Raw genomic sequence first — 20,960 nt, 5'->3', positions numbered from 1 at the left:
TACATCGATTCGTTCGTGATGCACGCGAAGTAAGTCAAGAGGGCGGACGGTGTAATGCTTTTCTGCTGTGGCGCTGGGCTTGTGCCCTTGAATTTGAGCAACTACCCCGGCAGGTACCTCTAGCCATTCAGTGAGACTTTTAAAGCTGCGACGCAGTCCATGCAGAGTTAAGTCTGGAATGTCTGCTGCTTTGCAAGCTCGGTCGTGAGCGTGATTGGGCTCTGTGATCGCTGCTTGGACTTTGCGGTCGCTGGCAAAGACATATTCGTTGCGGCGCGGCAAGGCGGCAATGAGGTGGTGGACGTAGGGAGTTAGTGGAATAACTCTTTCTCCTTCGACCTTGTCACGGATTTTGAGCCCTCGCCAGTGAAGATCTATATCGTCCCAGCGTATATCTATCACTTCTCCTGGACGCGCTCCAGTCAAGAGAAGAATCTGCAGATAGGCCGAGACAACTGGATTCCCTATAGCGCAGACAGCGGTGAACCATGCTGGTAGTTGCTCTTTCAGTAGTGCATCTTGCTTCACGCGGGGCTTACCCAATGCCTCGCGCGACTTGCGGGTTTTGGCTGGGTTCGTACTGGGAACGATTGATGAGTATTGAGGGTGTTCTGAGCACCAGGTTAGAAAAGTGCGTAGTAGTCGCCAAGCTAATCTTGCGGCGGTTGGGCGTGTTTTACCTTCTGTCGTTGCCCAAGACTCAATGACTGAAGCGCTTAGTTCGCGTAGAGGCAGATGCATGAGTGAATGAAGGGGGCCTGCATTAGTCACGCCACTCCCTCTGGTTCCTCGAATCGCTTGTTTCCCCCCGCTGCGCGTTAGACGCTCATGATCATTGATGTGATGTTGGCCCCAATACGGTGTCCTTTCTTGAAGATAGGCTTGCCATGCTTCTTCAGCCGTAATGGCTTCGATCTTTTCAATTTGCTCTTTTGCCGCTTGTGCAGCGAGCGCATCACGTTTGAGCTGCCTTGGATCTTTTCCCTCGTCGATCAACCTTTGTAATTCGCGAGCCTTGGCTTGAGCGTCGGGGATTTTCCAAGCCTCTGTTCCACCTATGGTGATGCGAATGTCCTTACCTTGATAGACGCCTTGGAATACATAAGAGGGTTTTCCGCTTGGGGTAGCGCGTAAACCAAGGCCGGGAGCGGTTGAGTCCCACATGAAAGCTTGGCGCTTATCGGCAGGGCACTTGAAGGCGTTAATGCGGGGAACCGTAAATGCGACCTTGGCCATAGGGTGTGTTTTACGAAAGTCTTACATCGCCAAGTATGTAAGGGCGAATGTAAGACTTTTTGATGAAAAAAGGCGAATTTAGATCAACACTGAGACCAAGCGGAATGGCTTGAAATTCTTGTATATTGTTGATTTAATTGAATTGTATGTATATCAATCAACAAAGGCAAATGCTGATTTTTTGGGACTCATAATCCCTTGGTCGTCGGTTCAAGTCCGCCACGCCCTACCAAAAAATAACCGATGAAAACAAGGCTCTGCGAGAAATCGTGGGGCCTTTTTTCTTGGGCGGTTGCCACCCGCTGCAGACGCCGACCGCGGATGGCATCGGGGGCTGCAATCGGCTCAACTCCACGGCAAGCGCCGCGCAGGTCCTTGTCGATGTGGGGATCAAGCCAAGCGGAGGTTCACTCGATGCAGCGCAAGCCCGCTCAGGCGGCTGCCGGTGTCGCCACCGTCGCGGCATCGTTGGCCAGTGGCAGATCCCAGCGCATCGCATGCCAGGGGTGCTGGGGCTGCGTCACCCATTGCGCCACGTCTTCGGGGGTGAAGACAGTCCCCAGCACATCGCTGCGCCCGGTAGCTGTCCATTGCGCACGGCCTTGGGCGTAGGCCTGGCCGAAGGCCTGCCAGCTGTCAAAGCACTGCTGGGCGCGCTGGGCATTGAGCATCAGCACCTGCCACTGGGTGGTATCGTCGAGCCAGCCCAGCAATCTGGCGCTGCGCACAAAGAAGGTCACGCGCGCGCAGGCAAAGGCCATGGCGGCACGGGCGTTGTCGTGGCGTTGTAGGCGCTGCAGGTCAAGCATGAACCAGCGCTGACGCAGCGCATCGGGTAATTGCTGGCGCACCTGTGCGTCGCTGAGATCGGTGCGCAGGCCCATGTGGTGCAAGACCATCGGGCGCAGCTGCTTGGCCAGCGATTCGGTGGCGCCATCCAGGTCGCTGGCAAAGCCCCCTTGCATGGCGTGGTAGGCCATGGGGTGGGCCAGCGCCAAAGCCCAGTTGTATGCGGCGCTCCCTGCCTGGTAGCTGATGATGTCGCCGCGCTGCTTGGCGGCCTTGAGGCGCTGGAAGCCGCTGCGCAGCACCCAGTAGATCAGGGCGATGACCAGCAAGAAAATCATCCAGCCGTTCATGTACGCATTCCCGTGCGGCCTGGCCGCTGTTTGGCCAGCAGCAGGGTCTGCTGCAGCGCCGGCGAAAGGTGCATGCGCTCCAGGGTTTCGTGGCCGACGGCATCCTTGCGGGCGGCCACCATCCATTGCACCAACGGTGAGTGCAACTCCAGCAGCGGCAGCAGACGGGGGTGCTGCTGCACCAGCCACAGCTGTTCGTCGTCGGTGCGCAGCGCCTGCACCGTGCACCACGGGGCAAGCCCGGGGTGTGCCTGCAGTAGTTCGGGGGGGCGGCGGACGATGCCCATCGCCAGGGCGTCCTCCGGCACTTCGTCGTTGAGGGGCAGGTGGTTGAGCAGGTCCACCACATCGGCGGCATAACGCGCAATCGGCGGGCGGTTCTGCTTGCCCTTGATCTGCTCGATCTGCAGTGAGCCGTCGGTTTGCACATAAGCGTTGACGGTGATGCGCGGCTGGGCCGAGCCGGTGCGGTAGCTGAACAGCCGCATGCGGCCAGATTCAAGCCCTGTGGCGTAGTGTTCGCCATAGCCACCGCTGAAACCCTGGCGGTTGGCGAACTGGCCGACGCAGTGCCCCATCATCTGGCTCTCATAGGCCATTTCCTGGCGCAGCTGCGGACTGCGGGCATCGAACTCCACAAACGTGCCATGCTGGCCACGCAGCAGCCCTTGCACGGCGTGCTGGCTGTGCGCCACCCGGCCGCTGTTTTGCTTCTTCTCGAAAGCCAGGTGCTCCAGCGTCCAGCGTGCCAGTGCCTGCGGGCAGTTGATGCGCTGCAGCTTGCCTTCCAGCGAGGTGCCTTTGCGGGTGGAGAGAAACTCCACCAGCCGCGTTTCCAGTGTGAGCACCGCCGCGCTGTCGGGCTGGATCCACCACAGCGCAGGCAGGGCTTCGCCGGCTTGCTGGCGGGCCAGCCGCTCCAATGTCCATCGCGCAGGCTCTTGCAGCCCTGCCAGCTCCTGCAACTGCGGGGCATCGTCAATGCGAAGGATGGCCGGCGCATCTGCCTGCAGATTGCCCACCACATGGCGGTAGAAATGGTTGGCCAGCCAGGCGGCCACCTCGGCAGCATCGCCACGCGCGGCGCTGCGCTGCTGGATGTGCTGCTTGATGGCGGGTGCATTGACGACATCGCGCGCCTGGTAGGCGCTGGCCACGGCGGGCGCAACGGGGCGGGTCTCCGTGGCTTGGCTCACCAGAACCTCCACCAGGGCCGACGGTCTGCTGTGGCACTGCTGGACGGTGCGTCGCGCTCGGCCAGTTTGCGCTGGGCACGCTCGATGCCAGAGAGCACCATCTGCTCCTCCTCCTCGCCATCCTCCGGGACCAGGTAGCTGTGGGCTTGCTGGTGCAGCGCCACGCACTCTTCGAGCAGCTCGGGGTAGGCTTCCAGGGCACAGGCCAGGCGGCGCAGTGCATAGCAGTCCTTGAGGGCGATCACTTCGTCCTGGTGCTCGCGCAGGCGTGGCAGCACCAGCTCGGGGCGGGTGCTGGAAAAGAAGTCCAGCAAAGACATCAGGGCCGACAGGTAGTTGCGCCGCACGCTGCGCTGGACATCCGGAGCCAGTTCGCCAAACCATTCGTCCAGGCGCTCCATCCAGATGCTGATTTCATCGTCGCGGTCGAGCCTGTAGAGCGCATAGCCCACACTGGGCAGATAGCGCGTGGGCTCGTGGCGGCTGTAGCCATGCTCCTGGGCGTAGTGCCACAGACGCTCGGCGTCTGCCACGGTCTGCGCGTCGTTGTCCATGCCCACGGAGCACCAGATCAGGCTGTTGTGGTGCTCGGCAAACGGGCTGCTGCCCAGGCCTTTGTGGTGCAACTCGGCCGCCTCGTCGTAGCGCCCCATGAAGCGGTATTTGATGGCCAGGTTGTTGCACAGCATGGAGTACACGTGCAGGTCGGCATCGTGGTGGCGGCCTTCGCCGGTGGCCCAGAAATGCTCGAAGCGGCGCAGGCCTTCTTCGTAATAGCGCACGACCAGCGGCTCGCGGGCGGTCTGTGCGGGCACTTTCTTTTTGCCGCCCATCAGCGGGGCCAGATCGTCGGCATCGTCCAGCACCACACCGGCGGCGTAGCACCAGTGTGCGCCCTCTGCGGTGGGGAAGGGGCGCGCCAGCGCCTCCTCCAGTGGCAGCGCGGCAAAACGCGCCGCCCAGAGTGCGGACAGCTTGTTGCCGTCGGCCATCTCGGGGTGCTGGCCCACGCCGATTTCCAGCAAGGGCAGGGCCAGCTCCAGCTGGCGCTGCTTGGCCAGGCGCATGCCTTCGATCAGCGCCAGCACCGGGTGCTGGGGCTGTGTGGCACGCACCCTGTCTAGGTAGAAGTTGGCCGGGTGCGGTGCCCGGGTTTGCTGGGCCAGCAGGCGGCGCACGTCTTCATCGGTCTGGCTGATGGCCAGCACCAGCGCCCAGGTGGTGGCATGGGCAGGGTCGCCGGGGAACTGCTGCTTGGCCAGGTTGAAGGCGGCGACGGCCGAGCCCGGGCGGGCGTGGAGCACGCTTTCCAGCGCCAGATCGGCGGCCTCGCGCATGCGGCCGGCCTGTACCAGCCAGCCCAGAGACAGGGCGCTGAAGGCATCCGTGTTGTCATCGGTCAGGCTGACGCGGCCCTTGGGCGCCAGCTGCAGCGCAGCGTCCAGTTGCCCGGCCTGGGCACAAGCCTGCGCTTGCAGGCGGGTGATCTTGACCTGGCGGTGGGCTTGCACCGCCTGGGAGGGTGGGGGACTCTCCCGCTGTGCCAGCTTGTGCTCGCAATCCATGAGCAGGGTGGGCAGGCTGTGCGGGGCCAAAGGCAAGACATGTTCCGCCAGCGTCATCCAGCGGTCAAAGTCCACATGCTGGTCGGCGGGGGCATCGCGCAAAGTGTGGATGGCGCTTTGCACCAGGGCCGGCACCTCGGCGTGGCGCCCCGCCTTGTGCCGGTAGTCGGCCGTGCGCACCAGCAGCAAGGCGTCGAGGTAGGCGGCATCTTCGGCCAGCTCCGGGTTGCCGCGCTCTTGCGCGCGTTGCAGCGGGAGCGCGTCGGCCACGGCCTCCCACGCGTGCAGCTGGTGGGCGAGCCAGTTCCAGCTCTGCCAATACCGGTCGTCGTCACTGTCACGGAAGCGCGCGTCGATCGCCTGGGCCGTCGGGGGCAGCAAGGCGCGGGCGGCGTCGGGGTCAAACCCCATGCGGCTGTGAATGTCGCAGAGGTTGAGCCGGATGGCCGCTTCCGCGCGGGCGTGGCCTTCTGCGGCCAGCACGCGCTCGCGGTGCTGCTGCAGTGCCGCGTTGGCCGTGGCAGGCTGCTCCAGCTTTAACCAAAAGTCGTGCAGCAGCGCCAGCTCGTCGGCACTGGCGGGCGCTAAAGGCTGTTGGTTCAGCAGCTCGGCCGCGGCGGCCATCCGCTCTTGGGGCTGGATGGTGGTGTGGCGGTTTTCGCCGTAGTCGTGGAGCAGGTCTCGGGCTTGTTCGAGCAGCGCGTAGAGGGCTTCGCCCTGAAGTGCGGCAGTGGGGTTCATGGTGTCCAAAGGGCAGTCTGTCGGCGTGGGGTCGGTGCCGGTGCACGGTCTGGGGTCGGTCTGGGTGGATGGTCCCGCTTTCCCTGGGTGGCGCTTGGTCGCGCGGCATCGCATGCCCTGCACTCTATCGGAGACGGGCCCTGCGCAGACCGAATCGCCCCGGATTGGTGCTCCATCGCATCTGGGTGATGGCATCGGAGGACAGTGCGATGCGTGTGCGGGCCGAGGCCTGTGGGGCCGGGTGGTGCCCCTGCCGGCCGTGGTGCTTCCGGGGCGGCGCGCGGGCGCTGTGGAACTTCGGCGCTACCGTGTGCTCTGAAGCAGGGCGTGTGAACCTGATCCAAGGATATGACTATGCTGATTCAGACTGGTGCTTCGGGCTTTATCCACCCGCATGGCAGCGAGATCACCCCGGAAGGCGTGTACCTGCGCCGGCGCGAATTGCTGCAGTGGGCCGCCCTGGGCGGTATGACGGTGGCGTCGGGGAGCGCCTTTGCCAAGGCGGACACCCCGGACGCTCTGGCGCCCTTGCGCGCCCTGCCTTCCAACGTGCCGGGTGCGCTGGCCCTGGACAAGCAGACCCCGTTTGCCGATGCCTCCAGCTACAACAATTTCTATGAGTTCGGCCTGGACAAGGGGGACCCGGTGCGCAATGCGCAGGCGCTGCCCACCCGGCCGTGGACGGTGCGTGTGGAAGGGCTGGTCCAGCAGCCCAAGACCTTCGACCTGGATGCGCTGCGCAAGCTCAGCGCCCTCGAGGAACGCATCTACCGCCTGCGCTGCGTGGAGGGCTGGTCCATGGTGATTCCCTGGATCGGCTATTCGCTGTCCAAGCTGCTGGCCGAGGTGCAACCCCTGGGCAGCGCCAAGTATGTGGAGTTCGTCACGCTGGCCGATCCCAAGGTGATGCCGGGGCTGCGGCGCTCGGTGCTGGACTGGCCCTACACCGAGGGGCTGCGCATGGACGAGGCCATGCACCCGCTGACCCTGCTGACCCTGGGCATGTACGGCCACGAGCTGCCCAAGCAGAACGGGGCCCCGGTGCGCGTGGTGGTGCCCTGGAAGTACGGTTTCAAGAGCGCCAAAAGCATCGTCACCATCCGCCTGGTTGAGCGGGAGCCGGGCACCGCCTGGAACAAGGCGGCGCGCAATGAATATGGCTTTTATTCCAACGTCAACCCGGATGTGCCGCATCCGCGCTGGAGCCAGGCCACCGAGCGGCGCATTGGCGAGGGCGGCCTGTTTGCCCCCAAGCGCAAGACCCAGCTGTTCAACGGCTACGAGGCCCAGGTGGGGCAGCTGTATGCGGGCATGGACCTGCGCAAGCACTTCTGACGGGGCGCGATGTCGTTGTCACTGAAAGGCCTGCAGCGCGTGGCGCTGCATCTGCTGTGCCTGGTGCCGGTACTGTGGCTGTTCTCTCTGGCGGCCACCGACGGTCTGGGGGCCAACCCGGCCGAGGCCCTGCTGCGCGACCTGGGTCTGTGGGCCCTGCGTTTCGTGTGCCTGGCGCTGGCCGTCACGCCGCTGCGCGTGTGGCTGGGCTGGACCCGGCTGGCGGCCTACCGGCGCATGCTGGGGCTGTATGCCTTCTTCTACGGCAGCCTGCACTGGGTGTGCTACCTGCTGCTGGACATGGGGCTGGACTGGGCGGCGGTGCTGGAGGATCTGGCCAAGCGGCCCTTCATCCTGGTGGGCACCCTCGCCTGGGGGATTTTGCTGGTGCTGGCCGTCACGTCCATCCCACGGCTCATCCGGCGCCTGGGGGGCAAGCGCTGGCAGGCCCTGCACCGCGCGGTCTATGCGGCGGCGGCGCTGGCCGTGCTGCACTTCTGGTGGATGCGTGCCGGCAAGAACAACCTGGCCGAGGTGGGTGTCTACCTGGCCATCGTGGCCGCGCTGCTGCTGGCGCGCGTGCTGCACCGCTACACCAAGGGGCGGCGCATCGGTCCCCCCAGGCAGCCGGCGCGCTGACGCCTGGACCGGCCCTGTGGGCCGGCCGGGCGCACCTGCTCAGGCCTGGATCAGGACTTCACCGCGCAGGGTGTAGGTCATGGCCTCGGTGATCTTGACGTCGACCAGCTGTCCGATCAGGCGCTCCTGGCCAGGGAAGTTGACCACGCGGTTGCACTCGGTGCGGCCCATCAGCTCGCCGTTGTCGCGCTTGCTGAAGCCTTCGACCAGCAGCTTTTGCACGGTCCCCACGCGTTCCAGGCTGATGTCCTTGATGTTCTGGTTGATCACGGCCTGCAGCTCTTGCAGGCGGCGCAGCTTGACCTCGTGCGGGGTGTCATCGTGCAGGTTGGCTGCGGGCGTGCCGGGGCGGGGGCTGAAGATGAAGCTGAACGAGTTGTCAAAGCGCACGTCGTGGATCAGCTTCATCATCTTCTGGAAGTCGTCCTCGGTCTCGCCGGGGAAGCCGACGATGAAGTCGCTGCTCATCGCCAGATCGGGGCGGATGGCGCGCAGCTTGCGCACCGTGCTCTTGTATTCCATAGCGGTATACCCGCGCTTCATGGCCATCAGGATCTTGTCGCTGCCGTGCTGCACGGGCAGGTGCAGGTGGCTGACCAGCTGGGGGATCTTGGCGTAGGCTTCGATCAGGCGCGGAGTGAACTCGTTGGGGTGGCTGGTGGTGTAGCGGATGCGCTCGATGCCGGGGATTTCGGCCACGTATTCCAGCAGCAGGGCAAAGTCGCAGATCTCGGCCGTGTCGCCCATCTTGCCCTGGTAGGCATTCACGTTCTGGCCCAGCAGCGTGACTTCCTTCACCCCCTGGTCGGCCAGGCCGGCCACTTCCACCAGCACGTCCTCGAAGGGGCGGCTGACTTCCTCGCCGCGCGTGTAGGGCACGACGCAGTAGCTGCAGTACTTGGAGCAGCCTTCCATGATGGACACAAAGGCGGAGGCACCTTCCACGCGCGCGGGTGGCAGGTGGTCGAACTTCTCGATCTCGGGGAAGCTGATGTCCACCTGCGGCTTGGCCTTGGCGGCGCGGGCATTCAGCAGCTCGGGCAGGCGGTGCAGGGTCTGGGGGCCGAAGACCACGTCCACATAGGGCGCGCGCTTGATGATTTCGTCGCCTTCCTGGCTGGCCACGCAGCCGCCGACGCCGATGAGCACGCCCTTTTCCTTCAGGTGCTTGACGCGGCCCAGGTCGGAGAACACCTTCTCCTGCGCCTTCTCGCGCACCGAGCAGGTGTTGAAGAGGATCAGGTCGGCCTCGTCCATGTTCTGCGTGGGCTCGTAACCCTGGGCGGCACCCAGCACGTCGGCCATCTTGTCCGAGTCGTACTCGTTCATCTGGCAGCCGAAGGTTTTGATAAAGACTTTTTTGCTCATGGTGGTCGCAACACAGCCGTCGTGGTGGCGGCTGGTTTTCCAAGTAAAAACGGCCGCCCAGGCAAGCAGGGCGGGCGCAACAGGTCTAAAAAGGGTAGCGTTGAAACGCGGGCAGGGGCGGTCGCCGCGTCAGCGCTTGACCGAATAGTGGGCGAGTTCCTCGGGGGTGAGGATCCACGCCGTCAGCAGCCACTGGGTGCTGGCTTCCTTGACATAGGCCACCCGCAGCTCCTGGTTCAGCACGGTGTGGGCAAAGATCAGCTTGTTGTCGGCGCTGAACAGGCGAAAGCCCGGCGCGGTGCGGATGGGCTGGCCATTGATCTGCGCGTTGGGCACCTGGTCGATGCGCAGCACCCCCACCAGCGCGGTACTGGGGAAGGTGCGCAGGCCGGGGTGGGGCACCGGCTTGATGGTTTGTACGGCAGGCAAGGTGCTGGGGGCTTCTTGGGCCGCGCAGGTGGCAGCCACCGCCAGCAGGGGCGCGGCCATCCAGGAAGCAAGCGAGCAGCGGTTCATGGTGTTCATCCAGGGGCTGACAGACTGCGGCATTCTAAAGAAAACTCCACGCCAGCGAAGCGCGCTCAGATATGGCCGGGCGGGCCGCCGAGGTGGCGGCCGCGCGCATCAGGCCCGTGGCTCCTCCGGGCGGTCGGCGAAGCGCTTGGACAGCACGGCGCAGACCAGCAGCTGGATCTGGTGGAACAGCATGATGGGCAGCAGCAGCGTGCCCATGGCACCACCCACGAACAGCACCTGGGCCATGGGCACGCCCGTGGCCAGGCTCTTCTTGGAGCCACAGAACAGGATGGTGATGCGGTCGGGCAGGTCAAAGCCCAGGCGGTGGCCCAGCCACCAGGTCGTGCCCAGCACCAGGGCCAGCAGCACGCAGCAGGCCACGGCCAGCGCCAGGATCTGCTGCAGCGGCAGCTGCGACCACAGGCCTTCGACCACGGCGCTGCTGAAGGCCGTGTAGACCACCAGGTAGATCGAGGTCTGGTCCACATGCTTGAGCCAGGCCTTGTTGCGGTCCACCCAGGCCCCGATCCAGCGGCGCGCCAGCTGGCCCAGCACAAATGGCAGCAGCAGCTGCAGCATGATCTTGAGCACGGCATCACCGAACGGCAGGCTCTGGGCGCTCTGGCCCAGCATCAGCAGCACCAGCAGGGGCGTGATGAAGATGCCCATCAGGCTGGAGGTGGCGGCCGAGCAGATGGCGGCGGGGATGTTGCCGCGCGCGATCGAGGTGAAGGCGATGGACGACTGCACGGTCGATGGCAGGGCGCTGAGATAGAGCATGCCGCGGAACAGCTCCGGCCCCAGCAGGGGCAGCAGCACGGGCTTGAGCGCGTAGGTCAGCAGCGGGAACAACAGAAAGGTGCAGGCGAACACCAGCGAATGCAGGCGCCAGTGGCCCATGCCCTTGACGATGGCCTGCAGCGACAGCTTGGCGCCGTGCAGGAAGAACAGCAGGGCGATCGCCAGGTTGGTCACCGTGGTGGCGTAGCCGGCATAGACGCCGCGCACGGGCAGGACGCTGGCCAGCAGGAGCATGGCCAGCAGGATGAGCATGAAGTTGTCGGGCAGGAAACGGGGGCGTCGCATGGCAGGGGCGGGGCAAACGTGGCCGCCACCGACGGCGGCCAACAGGGGGTGGGAACAGGGGCAAACCACGGCGGCCGGGCCGCGCTGGCCTGCACTCTAGTACGCTGGCGACTTTCCTGCTAACGACATCAGGCGCATGGATATCGCTGAAACGACAAAACGCCGGGATCTGGCCTCGCGCCCCGTGCCTGTGCTGGCGCGGCTGCCGCGGCCGGTGTATGCGCGCGCCGAGCAGATGCAGCGCAAGGCCGCCACCGTGGCCCACGCCCATGGCTGGGTGCAGTTCTCCTATGCCAGCCGCGGTGTGCTGCAGGTGCAGACGCACCAGGGCCTGTTCATCGCACCGCCGCAGTGGGCCATTCTGATCCCGCCGCACTGCGTGCACAGCGTGGTCAATGCGCCGCACACCGAGATCCGCAGCCTCTACATCGAGACCGGGGCCATGCCGGCCCTGGGCACGGACTGCGTGGTGCTGGAGGTCTCGGACCTGCTGCGCGAGATGATCCGCCACTTCGCCACCCTGCCGGTGGAGTACGCCCAGGAGGGCGCCGAGGGGCGGTTCGTGCAGGCCCTGCTGGACCAGATCCATGCCGCACCACCGGCCGCGCTGCGCCTGCCCTGGCCCGAGGACGAGCGCCTGCGCGCCTGGTGCCGCCACCTGCTGGACGTGCCCGAGGCGCCGCTGCAGCTGGGGGCCTGGAGCTGGGCCCTGGGCGTGTCCGAGCGCACCCTGGGCCGGCTGTTCCAGAAGCAGACGCAGATGAGCTTTCGCCAATGGCGCCAGCGCGCGCGCCTGCTGGCCGCCCTGCCGCAGCTGCAGGACCAGCAGAGCGTGACCGAGGTGGCCCTGGCCTGCGGCTACGACTCGACCTCGGCCTTCATCGCCGCGTTTCGCCAGTTGTTTGGGCGCACGCCTGGCCAGTTCCTGCGCGCCCGCGCTGCGGCCACCTCCTTGTCCTGAAGGGGTGTTTGCGCAGGGGGGGACTGTGGACGGTACAGTGGCTGGGCAACCGGTCCACCACCGACGGTGGGGATGCGCTCCCTCGGCCCTCGCCCGGATCGGCACGGTGGGCTGCAGCGGTGGAAGCGGTGCCGTCGCGTGCTTGGGGGCCCTGTTTCACCCGCGCGTGGCTGGTGCCGGCGATGGTCCGTGGCCAGCCTGCAGCCCGGGTCTGGCGTGGCGTCGCTGGGCTGTTCGACGCGGTTGCGGGCCCTGCTGCGGCCTTGGGGCTGGGGCTGCGCGGCGGTGTTCAGGCCGACTGCGCGCCGGGTGCGTAGAGCACGGCCTGGGGCGGGCGGCACAGGCCCCAAAAGCGCAGGCCGGTCAGTTCGGCCATGCGCACGCCCATGGCCGTGGGGGCCGAGATGGTGGCCAGTGCACCCACGCCCAGCTTGGCGCATTTGCGCACCAGTTCATGACTGCCGCGGCTGGAGAGCACGACAAACCCGGGTTCGCTCAGGCGCCCGGTGCGGGCCAGCCGGCCCAGCAGCTTGTCGAGTGCGTTGTGGCGGCCCACGTCTTCCAGCACCTCGTGCACCTGGCCGTCCAGCGTGGCCCAGCCCGCGGCGTGGATGGCGCCGGCCTGGGCGTTGAGCACCTGCCGGGGCGGCAGGTTGGCGATCGCCTGCAGCACGGTGGGCAGGTCCACCCGGGCCACCCAGTCGCGCGCCGGCAGGGCGTCGAACGACAGGTCCAGCGCGGCGAAGCTTTCCACGCCGCAGACGCCGCAGCCGGTGCGCCCGCTCATGCTGCGGCGGTGGTCCTTGAGGCGGGCGAAGCAGCGCGAGGCGATCTCCAGCTGCACTTCCATGCCGTCCATGCCGGCGGGCAGGCCGGCGGCGGCCGCGGCCACGGGCTGGACGTCCACGCCGTAGCAATCGGTGGCGCTGTCGATGATGCCTTCGCTGAGCGCAAAGCCGATGGCGAAATCCTCCAGGTCCAGCGGCGTGCCCATCATCACCGCGTGGGCGATGCCGTTGAAGACCAGGGCAATCGGCACTTCGTTGGCCAGCACCCGGTCTTGGTTCAGCACGCCACGCTCGGCATGGTGCAGCTGCACGGCCTGGGTGTGCAGCGCGGGGACGGCGGTGGGCGGGGCGGGGGCCAGCGTGCAGGCGGTGGCGGCAGGCAGTGTCATGCGGCGATTATCCCTGCCGTGGCGGAACCATCGCAGCCGCGTGGGTTGTTGCGTGTGGCTCATGAAAAAAGGAGCTGCTGGCGCTCGATCCACAAGGTTTTCAGCACGAAAAAATGCGGAAAACCAGGTGCATCCAACGCCTACAGCTCCTTTTATAGCGGGGCGTGCGGGGGCTGCGCCGGCCTCAGCCCGGCGCACCCAGCAGTGGCAGCATCAGCGGGTTGATGCCGCTGCGCGCCAGGTCCTGGGCTTCCATCTCGGCGTCCAGGGCCAGGCTGGCGAGGTCGTCGGCCACCAGTTCCAACTGGTGGTCGGCCTGCTGGTAGAAGGCCTTGAGGTAGGTCTGGCAGTCGGTGCAGCCCTCGGCCTTGATGGGTGCATGCTCGTCTTCCAGGCACCAGTAGTCCAGCGCCTGCGTGCTGTCGCAGTTGGTGCAGGTGCTGCGCACCACGTGCCACTGGCATTCGCACAGGCTGCACTGCAGGTAGCGCAGGCCGGCCTGCGCGCCGCCTTGCACCAGGCTGCCGGTGGGCACATGGCCGCAGACCGGGCACAGGTGGCGCGGTGCGCCCAGCGTGGCCTGGCCGGTGGCGGGCAAGTGGCTGGCCAGTTGGCGCCAGTACAGCGACAGGGCTGCCCACAGCAACTGGGCCACGCCGGCCTCGGGCAGGGCGTGGGCCTCGGTCACGGCGTCGCTGCGCAGCGCACTCAGCAGGGCCTCGGCCCAGGCGTCGCGCTGTGCGGCATCGGCCTGCTGCAAACGGGCCAGCGCCTGCTGGATGGCGGCGGTCTGCATGCGCGGCTGCTGGGCCATGCGGTGCAGCAATCCATCGAGCAGGGCCTGCCAGTGCGCCGAGCGTGGCCAGGTGGCGGAGTGCAGCGGCGTTTGCGGATGCTGCTGCAGGACCGCGGTCAGGCGGTCGGCCTCCTCGGCGGGCAGGGGCAGGGCCTCGGCCGTGGCCTGCTGGGCGTGGGCCAGGTCGGCCGCCCACAGCAGGTAGTCGGCCATGGCATGGCCCTGGGCCAGGTGCTGCAGGCGGCTGGCGCGCCGCGCATAGGGCAGCTGGGCGGCGGGCAGTTGCACGGGTTCGACGGGCCCCACGCCCGGCGAGCGCTCGGACTCCGGAACGATCTGGATGCTCATCGCGTGCGGCCCCCCTTGGCCTTGGTGGGCGTTGTGGGCGGGGTGCTGATCTCGGCGTGCCAGCGGTCATGGTGGGTGCGGGCCCAGGCATGGCTGACGTAGCCGGTGACCATGCCGCGGATCGATCCTTTGACCCACAGTGCCAGGTAGATGTGGCCAATGATCAGCAAGATCAGGCTAATGCCTGCCAAGGAATGCACCAGCAAGGCGAGGCGCAGCGCCGGGATGGGAAACAGGTGCGCAAAGTACGCGCGCCAGATCATCAAGCCCGAGACCAAGAGCACGCAGATCAAGGCCATCGTGCCCCAGAACAGGAACTTCTGCCCCGCGTTGTACTTGCCAATGCGCAGTTTTTTGCTGTGGTCACCGGCCAGCACAGACTGGATGTTGTCCGCCCAGATTTTGTCTTCCTTGACGAACAGGTTGTATTTCACAAACCGCACGAACAAGTAGACCAGGGCCACAAACACCACGATGCCCAAGATGGGGTGCAGCAGGCGCGCCAGCTGCGGCGTACCGAGCACGCCGTTGAGCCAGTTCAGGCTGGGGAACACCCAGGAGATGCCCGACAGCGCCACCAGAAAAAAGCACACCACCATGGCCCAGTGGCACAGGCGATCGGGCAGGGGGGTGCGCAAAATCATGCGGTCTTTTTTCATGCCTTCTCTCCTTCGCTGGTCTTGGTTTCCTCGTCCTCATCGACCTCGTTGGGGCCGGTGGTGATGTAGTGGGCGGCCGCGCCCGCCAGCGCGGTGACAAAGCCCAGCGCCGCCAGCGGCTTGAACCAGCCCTTCCAGCCCTGGACCACGCTGCTGATCCGGGGATCCTTGGGCAGGTTGTGGTAGAGCTGCGGCTGGTCGGCGTGGTGCAGCACGTACATCACGTGGGTGCCGCCCACGCCCTGCGGGTTGTAGACGCCGGCCTGGTCGAAGCCGCGGGTCTGCATCTCGGCCACACGGCCTTCGGCCTTGACCAGCATGTCGTCCTTGGTGCCGAAGGCGATGGCGCCTGTGGGGCAGGTCTTGACGCAGGCCGGCTCCTGGCCCACGGCCACGCGGTCGGAACACAGCGTGCACTTGTAGGCCTTGTTGTCCTTCTCGCTGATGCGCGGGATGTTGAACGGGCAGCCGGCCACGCAGTAGCCGCAGCCAATGCACTGCTCGGACTGGAAGTCCACGATGCCATTCGCGTACTGCACGATGGCGCCGGGCTGGGGGCAGGCCTTGAGGCAGCCGGGGTCCTCGCAGTGCATGCAGCCGTCCTTGCGGATCAGCCACTCCAGCTTGCCCTGTTCGTTGACGTGCTCGTCAAAGCGCATCAGCGTCCAGCTCTGCGGCGAGAGGTCGCGCGGGTTGTCGTAGACGCCGAAGTTCTCGCCCACGTCGTCGCGCAGGTCGTTCCATTCGCTGCAGGCCACCTGGCAGGCCTTGCAGCCAATGCAAATGCTCACATCGATGAGTTTGGCCACGTCCGCCTTGTGGTCGCGGACGTGGGCGGCGGGCGTGAGGTCGTTGGTCGCCGAGCGCCGCACGATATCTTGGGTTTGCATGCTCATGGGCGCGCCTTATGCTTTCTCGATGTTGACCAGGAAGGCCTTGAACTCCGGGGTTTGCGCATTCGCATCGCCAATCCCGGGGCTGAGCGTGTTGGCCAGATAGCCCTTGCGCGTGGTGCCTTCGTAGCCCCAGTGGCAGGGAATGCCGATCTGCTCGATTTCCTGGCCATCGACCTGCAGCGTCATCACGCGCTTGGTGACCACGGCCTTGCCCTTGATGTGGCCGCGCTTGCTGGACACGCGGATCACGTCACCGGCCTGGATGCCCTTCTTGGCGGCCAGCTTTTCCGACAGCTCGATGAACTGCTCGGGCTGGACGATGGCGTTCAGGCGCGAATGCTTGGTCCAGTGGCGGAACATCTCGGTGATCGAGTAGGTAGTGGCCACATAGGGGAACTGCTCGCGCGAGCCCATGCGCGCGGCATCGTCGGCAAACACACGCGCCACGGGGCTCTGGCTGACCTTGGGGTGCAGCGGGTTGGCCGCAATCGGGCTCTCGGTGGGCTCGTAGTGCTCGGGGAAGGGGCCGTCGTTCATGCCCTTGGCCGAGAACAGGCGGCCCACGCCTTCGGGTAGCATGATGAAAGGGTTCACGCCGCTGTTCGGGGCGGTGGTGGCGGGGTAGTCCGGCACATCGCTGCCGCCCCACTTCTTGCCGTCCCAGTGCAGGATCTGGCGCTTGGGATCCCAGGGCTTGCCCGAGGGATCGGCCGAAGCGCGGTTGTACAGCACGCGGCGGTTGGCCGGCCAGGCCCAGGCCCAGCCGGGCGTGTTGCCATGGCCGGTGTCGGTGTTGTCGCGGCGCGCCATCTGGTTGCCGGCCTCGGTCCACGAGCCGGCAAAGATCCAGCAGAAGCTGGCGGTGCTGCCGTCGTCGCGCAGCATGCCGAAGTCGGACAACAACTGGCCCTGCTTGGCGATCAGCTTGCCGCTGTCGTCGTACAGGTCGGCCAGGGCGTAGCCGTTGGCTTCCTTGGCCACTTCCTCGGGGTGGGGGTCCTGCGGGTTGTGGTAGTCCCAGCGCATGTTCATCAGCGGCTCGGGGCAGGTGCCGCCCTCCTGGGCGTACAGCTCGCGCAGCTTCGTGAAGATGCCACCCAGGATGCGGCCGTCATGGCGCGCCTCGAACGGTGGCTCCTGCGCGGCCCAGTGCCATTGCAGCCAGCGGCTGGAGTTGACGATGGCACCGTTTTCCTCGGCGAAGCACGAGGACGGCAGACGGAACACCGTGGTCTGGATCTGCGCTGGGTCTACGTCGTTGAACTCGCCGTGGTTCTTCCAGAAGGTGGAGGTCTCGGTCTGCAGCGGGTCGATGACGACCAGGAACTTGAGCTTGGCCAGCGCGTCGCGAATCTTGCCGGAGTCTGGCATGGCCGCCACGGGGTTGAAGCCCTGGGCGATGTAGCCGTTCACCTTGCCGCGGTACATCAGGTCGAAGTAGGCCAGCATGTCGTAGCTGCGGTCCCACTTGGGCAGCCAGTTGTAGCCCCAGTTGTTGTCTTTGGTGGCGTGCTCGCCGTACAGGTCCTTCAGCAGGCTGACGAAGAACTTGGGCGTGTTCTTCCAGAAGTTGACCTGGCCGGCCACATCGGCCTTGGGCGTGATGTCGTTGAGGTAGCCCTCCAGGCTCTGCTGGGCGTCCTTGGGCAGGTCCATGTAGCCGGGCAGTCGCGTGGACAGCAGGCCCAGGTCGGTGTAGCCCTGGATGTTGGAGTGACCACGCAGCGCGTTCACACCGCCGCCGGCCATGCCGATGTTGCCCAGCAGCAGCTGGATCATGGCCGCGCCGCGGATGATCTGTGCACCCGCCGTGTGGTGGGTCCAGCCCAGGGCGTACAGGAAGGTGGCGGTGCGGTCGGGCACGCAGGTGCTGGCCAGCTGTTCGCACACGTGCAGGAAGTCGGCGACCTGGGTGCCGGTGATGGTGTTGACCATCTCGGGCGTGTAGCGCTCCACATGCTTTTTCAGCAGGTTCAGCACGCAGCGCGGGTGCTGCAGGGTCTCGTCCTTCAGGGCGTGGCCCTGGGCGTCGCGCTCATAGGTCCAGCTGCTCTTGTCGTAGACCTTCTTGTCTTCGTCGTAGCCGCTGAACAGGCCCTCGTCGAAGCTGTAGTCCTCGCGCACGATCAGGCTGGCGTTGGTGTAGGCCTTGACGTAGTCGTGCTGGATCTTGCCGTGCTGCAGCAGGTAGTTCACCACGCCCATCAGGAAGGCGGCGTCCGAGCCGGCGCGGATGGGAGCGTAGAAGTCGGCGACGGACGCCGTGCGGTTGAAGCGCGGGTCCACCACCATCAGGTGGGCCTGGTTGTGGATCTTGGCCTCGATCGCCCACTTGAAGCCCACGGGGTGGGCCTCGGCGGGGTTGCCACCCATGACCAGGATCACGTTGGCGTTCTTGATGTCCACCCAGTGGTTGGTCATGGCGCCGCGGCCGAACGAGGGCGCCAGCGCGGCCACGGTGGGGCCGTGGCACAGGCGCGCCTGGCAGTCGAAGCCGACCATGCCCAGTGCACGGGCAAAGCGGAAGTCCAGCACCCCGGTTTCGTTCGAGGCGGCCGACGAGGCCAGCATGCCGGTGGACAGCCAGCGGTTGACCAGCTGGCCCTTCTCGTTCTTCTCGATGAAGTTGGCGTCGCGGTCGTCCTTGAGCAGGCGGGCAATGCGGGTGTTGGCTTCTTCCCAGCTGATGCGCTTCCAGGCGTTGGTGCCGGCTTCGCGCACCTCGGGGTACTTCAGGCGCTGGTCGGAGTGGATGTAGTCCAGCGCGCCCGCGCCCTTGGGGCACAGCGAGCCGCGGCTGACCGGGTGGTCTGGATCGCCCTCGATGTGGAAGATCTTGGCCTTGGCATTCTTCGCACCATCACCCAGGCTGTACATCAGCATGCCGCAGCCGACCGAGCAGTAGGTGCAGTTGTTGCGGGTTTCCTTGGCGCGCAGCAGCTTGTACTGGCGAGGCTGGGTGGCCAGGGCCACCGAGGGCGCAAAGCCCAGGGATGCAGCAGTGGCGCCAGCGACGCCGGCACCGCACAGCTTGAAGAACCGTCTTCTGCCGTGATTCATCGTGAGTTGTTTTCTTCAACCGCGCTCCCATGACCATGGAGGGCGTTAGGTTTGCAGGCCATGCATGCAGGGCACGCACGCCTGGTGAGCCGGGGGAACAGCCCGGACTCGGGGCCTCGACCTTGGCGACTGCCCGCGCATTGCCGGACCTCACGGGCCACGTCGAATGTTGAGGGATGCCAATGGCAAGCAATTGAACCCGCGCGTGGGGCGTGGGTTCGCAAGGCGAGGAAACGAAGGGTGAAGGCCCTCAAGCCTTCCTTTTTCGCGCTGAATTTAGATCAGGTCGAAAAGCCGGCGAATCTAGTCCCATGCCCAGGCACTGTCCAGCGTGGGTGTCCAAATGGTGAGCAAATCGCTGCGATATGTCACGGCGTGCTTGCCATGGGCCAAAGTTTGATGCTGCTCAGTCCAGCAATGCCACGCTTTTGACCTGGATGAACAGCGATTGCCCGGTTTCGAGGTGGAGCTGCTGCGCCGAGTATTGGCTGATGCGCGCCAGCAGGTGGGTGTGGCCGGTGCGCACCGCCACCATGGCGTAGCCCGGCGTGTCCTCACGCACCGACTGCACGGTGGCCGACAGGGTGTTGAGGATGCTGCTGTGCTGGGGCGGTTGCAGGCACAGGCTGACATCACGGGCCTGGATGCGCAGGCGGCGTTGGCTGCCCACCACGGGTGGCTGCGGGGTGATCAGCCGCAGGTGGCCGCCATCGAAGGCCAGCGTGCTCAGGTGGGTGGCGGCGTCGTGCGCCAGGACCCGGGCATCGATCACGGCCGTGGCGGTGTCACCCTGGGACAGCGGCAGGTCCAGGCGCGAGAGCATGGTCGCCGTCGCGCCCTGGGCCAGCACGCGGCCGGCGCGCAGCAGCACCAGGTGGCTGGCCAGGCGCGCCACCTCGTCCAGCGCATGGCTGACGTAGAGCACGGGAATGTCCAGATGGGCCTGCAGGCGGTCCAGATAGGGCAGGACTTCGGCCTTGCGTTCGGCGTCCAGGGCGGACAGGGGTTCGTCCATCAGCAGCATCTGCGGGCTGGTGGCCAGGGCGCGGGCAATGGCCACGCGCTGGCGTTCGCCGCCGGACAAGGTGGCGGGCTTGCGGCCCAGCAGTTGTGTGATGCCCAGCAGCTCCAGCAGTTGTTCCAGCGCGACACGCTGGCGGGCCACGGGGGTGCGACGCAGGCCGTAATGGATGTTGTCGTGCACGCTCAGGTGCGGGAACAGGCTGGCCTCCTGGAACACATAGCCCAGGCCGCGCCGGTGCGTGGGCAGCCAGCAGCGGCTGGCATCGTCCTGCCAGACATGGCCGTTGACGCGCACCTGGCCCTGGGCACGTTCCAGCCCGGCGATGCTGCGCAGGCAGGTGGTCTTGCCGCAGCCCGAGGGGCCGAACAGCGCGGTAATGCCCTGGCCGGGCAGTTGCAGGTCCACGTCGAGCACAAAGTCGGCGCGTTGCAGCTGCAGGCGGGCGGAGATCACACGGTCATTCATGGGGCAGGCCCGGGTTACAGGGGGGAGCTGTGGCGGTGCGCGCGCGGTTGCAGCCAGTGCAGCAGCACCAGCACCACGAAGGCAAAGACCACCATGCCGCCCGCCAGCCAGTGGGCCTGGGCGTATTCCATGGCTTCCACGTGGTCGTAGATCTGCACGGATACCACGCGGGTCACGCCCGGGATGTTGCCGCCGATCATCAGCACCACGCCGAACTCGCCCACGGTGTGCGCAAAGCTGAGCACGGCGGCGGTGATGAAGCCGGGGCGCGCCAGGGGCAGCACCACGCTGAAGAAGGTGTCCAGCTTGCTGGCGCCCAGGGTGGCGGCCACTTCCAGCGGGCGCTGGCCCAGGCTTTCAAAGGCCCGCTGCAGCGGCTGCACGGCAAACGGCAGCGAGTAGATCAGCGAGCCGACCACCAGGCCGGCGAAGGTGAACGGCAGCCGCCCCAGCCCCAGCCATTGCGTGAACTGCCCGACGGGGCCGTTGGGTCCCATGGTGACCAGCAGGTAAAAGCCGATCACGGTGGGCGGCAGCACCAGGGGCAGGGCCACGACGGCGCCGATCGGCCCTTTCCAGCGCGAAGACGTGTGGGCCAGCCACCAGGCCAGCGGGGTGCACAGCACGAGCAGCAGCACGGTGGTGACGCTGGCCAGCTGGAGGGTGAGGGCGATTGCGGCCCAGTCTTCGGTGGAGAGCATGCCCAAAGGGGTTGGTGAAAAAGTGAGCTGCTTGCGCAGCTAAAACAAGCAC

The 20,960-nt window shown here is 66.0% G+C and carries 17 protein-coding genes; 3 read left to right on the top strand and 14 right to left on the bottom strand.

Annotated elements, in window-relative coordinates:
- The 4 genes from CA2_RS17360 to CA2_RS01250 form a co-directional block, all read right to left on the bottom strand.
- On the bottom strand, nt 1-1,236 hold a 1,236-nt coding region (locus tag CA2_RS17360), incomplete at its 3' end, for a tyrosine-type recombinase/integrase (RefSeq protein ID WP_081888814.1).
- Nucleotides 1,237-1,667: 431 nt separating this feature from the next.
- Nucleotides 1,668-2,375 (bottom strand): DUF1266 domain-containing protein, encoded by a 708-nt coding sequence (locus CA2_RS01260; protein WP_042411758.1) that lies wholly within the window; start codon nt 2,373-2,375, stop codon nt 1,668-1,670.
- Nucleotides 2,372-3,586, bottom strand: coding sequence for a hypothetical protein (locus CA2_RS01255; RefSeq protein ID WP_042411780.1), 1,215 nt, complete (start codon nt 3,584-3,586; stop codon nt 2,372-2,374). The genes CA2_RS01260 and CA2_RS01255 overlap by 4 nt, the downstream gene beginning before the upstream one ends.
- A complete protein-coding gene (locus CA2_RS01250; RefSeq protein WP_042411778.1) occupies nt 3,568-5,877 on the bottom strand; it encodes a hypothetical protein in 2,310 nt (769 codons plus the stop codon). The genes CA2_RS01255 and CA2_RS01250 overlap by 19 nt, the downstream gene beginning before the upstream one ends.
- 354 nt (nt 5,878-6,231) lie before the next feature.
- Between CA2_RS01250 and msrP the strand changes: the two genes are divergently transcribed.
- Nucleotides 6,232-7,212 carry a protein-methionine-sulfoxide reductase catalytic subunit MsrP gene (gene msrP, locus CA2_RS01245; protein WP_042411757.1) on the top strand — a complete coding sequence of 327 codons (981 nt, stop codon included), beginning with the start codon at nt 6,232-6,234 and terminating at the stop codon, nt 7,210-7,212.
- Between the two features lie 9 nt (nt 7,213-7,221).
- Complete coding sequence (gene msrQ / locus CA2_RS01240) at nt 7,222-7,851, top strand: protein-methionine-sulfoxide reductase heme-binding subunit MsrQ (RefSeq protein ID WP_042411748.1); 630 nt, start codon at nt 7,222-7,224, stop codon at nt 7,849-7,851.
- Nucleotides 7,852-7,890: 39 nt separating this feature from the next.
- On the opposite strand, the gene miaB is transcribed toward msrQ, so the two are convergent.
- From miaB to CA2_RS01225, 3 genes are all read right to left on the bottom strand, one after another.
- Nucleotides 7,891-9,219, bottom strand: a complete 1,329-nt coding sequence (miaB, locus tag CA2_RS01235; protein WP_042411746.1) for a tRNA (N6-isopentenyl adenosine(37)-C2)-methylthiotransferase MiaB — start codon at nt 9,217-9,219, stop codon at nt 7,891-7,893.
- A gap of 129 nt (nt 9,220-9,348) precedes the next feature.
- Nucleotides 9,349-9,735, bottom strand: a complete 387-nt coding sequence (locus CA2_RS01230) for a hypothetical protein (protein ID WP_042411776.1) — start codon at nt 9,733-9,735, stop codon at nt 9,349-9,351.
- A gap of 108 nt (nt 9,736-9,843) precedes the next feature.
- The gene (locus tag CA2_RS01225; RefSeq protein WP_042411745.1) at nt 9,844-10,821 is read right to left on the bottom strand and encodes a bile acid:sodium symporter family protein; all 978 of its coding nucleotides are present in this window, start codon (nt 10,819-10,821) and stop codon (nt 9,844-9,846) included.
- Nucleotides 10,822-10,957: 136 nt separating this feature from the next.
- Between CA2_RS01225 and CA2_RS01220 the strand changes: the two genes are divergently transcribed.
- A complete protein-coding gene (locus CA2_RS01220; RefSeq protein ID WP_042411743.1) occupies nt 10,958-11,782 on the top strand; it encodes an AraC family transcriptional regulator in 825 nt (274 codons plus the stop codon).
- Nucleotides 11,783-12,071: 289 nt separating this feature from the next.
- On the opposite strand, the gene fdhD is transcribed toward CA2_RS01220, so the two are convergent.
- The 7 genes from fdhD to modB form a co-directional block, all read right to left on the bottom strand.
- Nucleotides 12,072-12,959, bottom strand: coding sequence for a formate dehydrogenase accessory sulfurtransferase FdhD (fdhD, locus tag CA2_RS01215; protein WP_042411741.1), 888 nt, complete (start codon nt 12,957-12,959; stop codon nt 12,072-12,074).
- Between the two features lie 184 nt (nt 12,960-13,143).
- Nucleotides 13,144-14,103, bottom strand: coding sequence for a formate dehydrogenase accessory protein FdhE (fdhE, locus tag CA2_RS01210; RefSeq protein ID WP_042411737.1), 960 nt, complete (start codon nt 14,101-14,103; stop codon nt 13,144-13,146).
- On the bottom strand, nt 14,100-14,762 hold the full coding sequence (locus CA2_RS01205) for a formate dehydrogenase subunit gamma (protein WP_042411735.1): 663 nt from the start codon (nt 14,760-14,762) through the stop codon (nt 14,100-14,102). Before CA2_RS01205 ends, fdhE begins: the two co-directional genes overlap by 4 nt.
- Entirely contained in the window at nt 14,759-15,658 is a 900-nt protein-coding gene (gene fdxH, locus CA2_RS01200; RefSeq protein ID WP_042411732.1) for a formate dehydrogenase subunit beta, read from the bottom strand. The genes CA2_RS01205 and fdxH overlap by 4 nt, the downstream gene beginning before the upstream one ends.
- Before the next feature lie 9 nt (nt 15,659-15,667).
- The gene (gene fdnG / locus CA2_RS01195) at nt 15,668-18,718 is read right to left on the bottom strand and encodes a formate dehydrogenase-N subunit alpha (RefSeq protein WP_081888812.1); all 3,051 of its coding nucleotides are present in this window, start codon (nt 18,716-18,718) and stop codon (nt 15,668-15,670) included.
- A gap of 406 nt (nt 18,719-19,124) precedes the next feature.
- Entirely contained in the window at nt 19,125-20,207 is a 1,083-nt protein-coding gene (gene modC, locus CA2_RS01190; protein ID WP_042411728.1) for a molybdenum ABC transporter ATP-binding protein, read from the bottom strand.
- 14 nt (nt 20,208-20,221) lie between these two features.
- Nucleotides 20,222-20,908: a molybdate ABC transporter permease subunit gene (gene modB / locus CA2_RS01185; protein WP_042411769.1), complete on the bottom strand. Its 687-nt coding sequence runs from the start codon at nt 20,906-20,908 to the stop codon at nt 20,222-20,224.
- Nucleotides 20,909-20,960: the final 52 nt, after the last annotated feature.

The organism is Comamonas aquatica NBRC 14918 (assembly GCF_000739875.1).
Lineage (GTDB): Bacteria > Pseudomonadota > Gammaproteobacteria > Burkholderiales > Burkholderiaceae_C > Comamonas > Comamonas aquatica.
Note: the sequence above shows the minus strand (reverse complement) of the source record. Positions and strands in the feature narration are given on the sequence as shown.